Below are 6,318 nucleotides of genomic sequence, written 5' to 3'. Positions count from 1 at the left end.
TCTCGTATCTCGTATCTCGTAGAAGCATAAGAAAGCCCCAACACGAATGTCGAGGCTAAAGTATCTTTATTTATGTTCTAGCTGAGTATCCGCTGCGTGCTACTCTTCGTTGTTTTCAGCAAACTTAGATGGTGACATGCCAAAGTGGTGCTTAAACCTTTGACTGAAATAGGAAGGGTCATTGAACCCCGAATCAAACGCCACATCAGAGATCTTCTCTCCAGCGAGTAAGCGCTCACACGCATGCTCTAGACGTACTTCATTCAAGTGCTCTTTGAAGGTCTTGTTGTAAGCCGATTTAAAGCGTCTCTGTAAGCTTCTCTCAGACATAAACAAATACTTAGCGGCAGTTGCAGTACTGAACTCGGCATCAGCGTAGTTTTCACTCACAAGCTGCGACACTCTGTTCTTCCACTCTTGTTCCGCTGTCAGTTTTTGTTGCTCTGGTGTTGAGGCGGCAAGCTTAATGGTTTCAATCTGTTCAATTGTGCTGGCTTCAAGATTGTCGAGTACTTGATACTCAATTGGCCACGAAAGCTGAACCTTATTTTGAGACTCCGAAACAAAGGCATTAAGCTCACCACCGCTCTGATTCATCAATAGCGGCAGCTTTTCGATGTTAAGGTCGGTCGACTTTCCGGTATTGTCACCCATGCTTGATGCCAGTTTAGGGAAAGGCATCCCATGATCTCGAATGGTCACAACAAGATGCTCCTTAACCTCTTCAACCAGAACCACCATACTCTGCGACTTAAAGTTTCTCTTGATGATGCTCGCAACCAAGCTATTGAAGATAATATCGAGATTAAAATACAGCAACGAGACATATCGTTGTTTTGTTTCGACTTTAATATCCAGTTCAATACCGGCTTTGGTTAAGTCATCCTGCCAAGCTTTGAGTACCACCTCTAAGATTAAAATTATATCGTAACAAACTTTCCCTTCTCCTTGAGGCGTATTACTCAATTGAGCTAAGCCATTTTTCAAGGTTAGAATCGGCGACTTCCCGAGCTCGTCATTCCAATTCGGGAGCATCGCAGCAATATGATTCACTTCAGAAGAGAGTTCATTGGCAGTGTGAGACACAAGCGCATTCTTCACGGATAGCTGCTTTTTAAGCTGTTGATTAGTGGCGAGTAATATCCGGCTTTGGTGCCTCAATTGGTCTGTCTTCAGTGCAACTTGCGCTTTTAAGTGCCGGTTGGCAAAAGTGACATAACGCGAACGCCAAAAGACTAAGATAGTCACAACGCCAATCAGTAATATCAGAGAGCTTGCTGCAGCCCAATTGGTCAGATACCAAGGCTCCGCAATCGAGAAGCTTTGATTGGTTGACACAAAGCGATAATGGGAGCCTTTAACCGGCTTCACTTCAAGTGTGTAATCCCCTGGAAGAAGATGATCGAGCGTTAACAAGCCCCCTTCAAACTCACTCCAAGGTTCATCGTCGCTCAGTCGGTATTCCATCGCAGGTGCGAACGTTGCTGGTAAGATACCTAGCTTAAACCCCATCGATGAACCATAAGGAATCTCATCCAGCTCTGCCGTTTTCCCGCCAAGTGATACCGTTTGTTGGTCGACACTTATCTTACTCAACAAGGCACGGCTATGAGGTGTAGTTGATACCAGTAACTCGTTAGATAACGCGCTGACTACACCATACTTTGAGCCGAAAACAAGCCTCGAAGGTTGGCTATCTTGACTGTAAAAAAGAGCACACGCTCCTGCCGCCAGTTCATTGGTGATCAAACCAAATGGCGAACCTATGTGTTTATGCAGTTGCCCATCCAATCCGTAATAACTGATGCCTTTCGAAGAGCCTAACCAAACACCATTGTCATCGCTTATCAGGCAGTTGGGGCTAATATTGTCTTCAACAAGAGTGATTTCTTGAATAATAGAGCTGTCATCCGGGATTCGATACACGCCATAACTGCTCGCAAACCACTGCGCTCCATCCTTCGCTTTTTCAATATCGACGACTTTGCCAAACCGTTCGCTGGAACGACTAAAGCTAATTCGTTTATCAATGAACGAGTAGAAGCCATGATCCGTTCCTATATAGATGCGACCTAGCAAGCCTACATTGAGAGCGGTGATCTTCGCAGGCAAGAACTTGTCGACTAACCAGTCAGTGCCATAACTCGTCAGTTTCATGGTTTCGATAGATAACGAATAGAGGTTTTGCCCAGAGGTCATCCAAAGAACGTTATCGGCTTGAAGCGCAAGGTTTTCAACACGCACTCCCTCAATTGGCCTTGGTAAATCAAGGGCTTCGGGTTGTAGTGTTTCCGTATTTAGACTGATGATACCTTGTTCGGTCGCCAACCAAATGGAAGAGCCAAAGATCTCAAAATCATTAACAGGGTTAGAGTAAACACGAATTGGGTTCTCTTCACTTTCAGAATCAACCAAGTAGAGCCCCATTGAAGACGCGACCCAAGATAACTGGTCACTGACAGGCAGTACTTTATTGATCACCACACTACTCGAATGCATGCCCATTCCAGTTAGGGGTGTTCTCGAGAAGGTTTTGCTGAACAGTGAGAAGTATCGGATACCGTTGTTTGTCGCAACCCACATACCACCAGCATGATCGTTTATCAACGAATATATTTTCTCACCCGGTAACGAGAAGTCTTGACTAGCGGCTTGTTCGAATCGAGTAATTTGTCCCGTAATAAAGTTGTAGCTAATAAGGCCGTGCTCTGTACCAATCCAATACTGGTCCGAAGTTTCGGCCAACGAGAGAACATGCGACCCTTTAACGATGGTCTCTTTGTCTGGGTTCGCGAGATCAACAATCACAGCACCATTTAAAGTACCGATCACTAACTCACGTCGAGCATTCGAAAAATAAACCGTCTCAATATGGTTTTTGTCTGATGCGGTGACATGGGTAAACTCTTGATTCTCTGAAAGGTAAACGCCAGAACTGGTCGCTAGCACCCACTTTGATAGTACCCACTCAGCGTCGTTAATCGCAATGTCACTGCTGTTATTGTATCGGTACAGTTTAAGTAGAGAGTAGGTGTTGAATTCTAAAGATTGAGTGTTGTAGGTATAGAAATTACTGCCGTCAGTAACCCAAATATAATCGCCTGATGCACCGATATTCGCTATTTCAGCGCCGGGACTTAGGCTAAACGCCAATTCGTTGCCAATTCCAGGGTTATGTCGATAGACCTCATTGTCGAAAAATGTCCAAAACTCATCGTTCAGAAAGGCGACTCTTTCCGAAGAAAATTGCAGTAAGCTTCCCTTGCGAGGGAATAGAGTTCGACCATCGTAAAAGAGTACTTTTCCATGCACATCATGAACCCAGAGCCCACCTCCGGCACCTAAATACAAGTTTTTAGCCGCAAGGAAATTCCCTTGCGCTTGAACGGGCAAAGGATAGAAAACGGAGGGCGAGGTATTTACCGCTAGAACGCTAAATGAAATGCTCATTAACATGAACATTTTGAAGATAATTCGATACAACTCTTAATCCTGAACAGCAACAACACATGAAATTTTGGGTACCACAACGTCTTATCGTTGCTAAACCAAAAACTGAGTTTTTTTGTGCTTATTATTATCTTTCCATTTTAGCGGAAATTAGAAAAGGAGAAAGGAGGTTTGTTATTTGTTAGGAGGTTTTATCTTAGCGGTCACGAAAATGCCGCAAAAAGCGGCATGATTCATAAATTAACGAGAGCAAAGTAGAGTAAAGAATACTCGTTTATGACTTACTTCTCGTCTAAGCAACTTGTATAGCTATCTGTAAGTTGCTGTAGAAAATCGAAATAGCTTCCACTCTTCACTTCAACTGTTGAACCGACAGGGTCAAGCTGACCTTGTTTTGCGTTACTTCCGCGCGTCACTGATTCAATCACAGCAGGAGTGAATTGAGGCTCAGAAAACACACATTGAACGTTTTCACGTACTATCGTTTTCTTAATAGCGATCAGGCTTTTTGCACCCGGCTTACGCTCTGGGCTCACCGTAAAGTGACCTAAGTTATTTAGCTCAAACTCTTGCTCAAAGTAACCATACGCGTCATGAAAAACGTAGTAACCTTTGTCTTTCACGGGTGCAAGTTGCTCTCGAATAGACTGTTGCTTCTCTTTCAATGCAATCAGGAATGAATCGAGATTCTCTTGGTACGCCATTGCGTTGTCTGGATCAGATTCAATCAACTTAGCTGAGATGTATTTTGCAGCTACTTCAACTTGCTCGATACCTAACCAAAAATGCGGGTCATGGCTACCGTGGTGGTGCCCTTCATGTGCATCGTGGTCATGCTCTTCGTGTCCGAACTCTCGCAAGTTGATTCCGGGAATATCACTGATCTTGATAACATTTTCTTTTGAACCAATCACCTTAGTCAGAAAGGCTTCTAGGTCAGGGCCGAACCAGATGACCATATCGGCACTATGAACTTTTTTGACATCCGATGGCTTAAGCGCATAATCATGCGGCGAAGCATTGCTGTTCATCAACACATCCGGCTCACTAACGCCTTGCGTTAATTCTGTCACAATCATTTGAATTGGTTTAAAGCTTGTTAGAATAGTATTGGCACTTGCGACACTTGGCGCTAAAAGCAAAGTAGCAAGTATAAAAGATGAACGTGACATAATCCCTCGATAATAGAAAAGTAGCTTAGGCTTGAGGTAAATGTTACATTATAACATTAGCGAATTGCAAATGAGTTCTATTCATGGATAACTTAATCCAACTAGATTCTGTGAGCGTCGAATTTGACGGTCGAAAAGTTCTAGACAACATCTCTCTAAATTTAGAGCGCGGCAGAATCACCACCCTGATTGGGCCAAACGGTGCAGGAAAGTCGACATTAGTAAAAGTGGTACTGGGTTTACAGACCAAATTTTCAGGCACAATAACAAAAGCTAAAAAACTGAAAATTGGCTATGTACCACAAAAATTAAAGCTCAATGATTCCCTACCGCTCAACGTAGAGCGTTTTCTAAAACTCACTGGCAATTTCAGTCAGCAAGAGATCCTTGAAGCATTGAAGCTCGTTGGTGCTGAACATCTGCAGAAGAGTAACATGCACCAGCTATCTGGCGGAGAAAACCAACGTGTGCTCATTGCTCGTTCATTGCTAAGAAGACCAGATCTACTGGTTCTCGATGAACCGGCTCAAGGCGTCGACGTTCAAGGGCAAATAGACCTGTATGACTTGATTGACACCATTCGCCACCGCTTTGGTTGTGCCGTATTTATGGTTTCACACGATCTGCATTTAGTGATGGCAAAAACAGACGATGTTATCTGTTTACACCACCACATCTGTTGCTCAGGCGCACCTGCAGACATCAAACACCATCCTTCGTATATTGCGCTCTTTGGCACCGCGACCCAAGAGACGCTAGCGTTTTATCATCACCAACACGAACATCACCATCATGATCTCGCAGGCCAGCCTGTCGAAGGCGACGTGCATGAATGTTCAAACCATAAACACGGACACCACTAATGCTTGAGTTTCTTCTTCCCTCTATTTTGGCGGGTTTGGGTATTGCACTAATTGCAGGCCCACTAGGTTCATTCGTGGTGTGGCGTAAGATGGCTTACTTTGGTGACACGCTTGCTCACGCTTCTTTGATGGGCTTAGCACTTGGCTTTCTGTTCAACATTAACTTGTATTTCGCGCTGCTGATTTGTTGTTTGATGCTGGCCGTGTTGCTAGTGACTTTACAAAAACAAAAGCTGGTCGCGACCGATACCCTACTCGGTATTTTGGCGCACAGTGCGCTATCACTTGGTTTGGTTGCTGTCAGTTTCTTAGATAACGTTCGTGTTGACCTAATGAGCTACCTATTTGGTGACTTGCTGGCAGTATCTCCAACGGATTTAGTGTTCATCTATGCGGGTGCTGCTGTGATTGGATTAGTACTTGCTATCTTTTGGCGACCACTACTATCAACGACGGTTAACGAAGATCTCGCGGCGGTTGATGGCATCAACATTGATTTAATGCGTCTGATTCTGATGCTATTGGTCGGTATCGTGATTGCTGTCGGTATGAAGTTTGTTGGTGCGTTAATCATGACATCGCTACTGATTATTCCTGCAGCAACGGCAAGGAAGTTCTCGAGCACACCTGAGCAGATGGCCTTCCTTGCATCAATTATTGGCTCTATCGCTGTATTCGGTGGATTAAGCTTGTCTTGGTTCTATGATACGCCTGCTGGCCCGTCTGTGGTTATCAGTGCGGCAGCAATGTTTATGCTATCTCAAATGGTTAGAAGTCGAGCTTAGCACTTAGCAGTACGATCTCGTATCTCGAAAAATCGAGTAGGAGGAGGC

General features: G+C 44.3%; 4 protein-coding genes. 2 read left to right on the top strand and 2 right to left on the bottom strand.

Features of this window, described 5'->3' with window-relative positions:
- Positions 1 to 99: 99 nt before the first annotated feature.
- Complete coding sequence (locus AB4375_RS17775) at positions 100 to 3,462, bottom strand: helix-turn-helix domain-containing protein (protein WP_372052190.1); 3,363 nt, start codon at positions 3,460 to 3,462, stop codon at positions 100 to 102.
- A gap of 269 nt (positions 3,463 to 3,731) precedes the next feature.
- Positions 3,732 to 4,622, bottom strand: a complete 891-nt coding sequence (gene znuA, locus AB4375_RS17770; protein WP_017068018.1) for a zinc ABC transporter substrate-binding protein ZnuA — start codon at positions 4,620 to 4,622, stop codon at positions 3,732 to 3,734.
- Positions 4,623 to 4,705: 83 nt separating this feature from the next.
- Here znuA and znuC point away from each other — a divergent pair, with 83 nt between their 5' ends.
- Both znuC and znuB read left to right on the top strand, forming a co-directional pair.
- Positions 4,706 to 5,485: a zinc ABC transporter ATP-binding protein ZnuC gene (gene znuC, locus AB4375_RS17765; protein WP_017061943.1), complete on the top strand. Its 780-nt coding sequence runs from the start codon at positions 4,706 to 4,708 to the stop codon at positions 5,483 to 5,485.
- Positions 5,485 to 6,270 (top strand): zinc ABC transporter permease subunit ZnuB, encoded by a 786-nt coding sequence (gene znuB / locus AB4375_RS17760; protein WP_017061944.1) that lies wholly within the window; start codon positions 5,485 to 5,487, stop codon positions 6,268 to 6,270. Before znuC ends, znuB begins: the two co-directional genes overlap by 1 nt.
- The last annotated feature ends 48 nt before the right edge of the window (positions 6,271 to 6,318 follow it).

It is taken from the genome of Vibrio sp. 10N.261.51.C6 (assembly GCF_041471785.1).
Taxonomy (GTDB): Bacteria; Pseudomonadota; Gammaproteobacteria; order Enterobacterales; family Vibrionaceae; genus Vibrio; species Vibrio crassostreae_C.
This window is presented reverse-complemented; position numbering and strand designations above follow the sequence as displayed.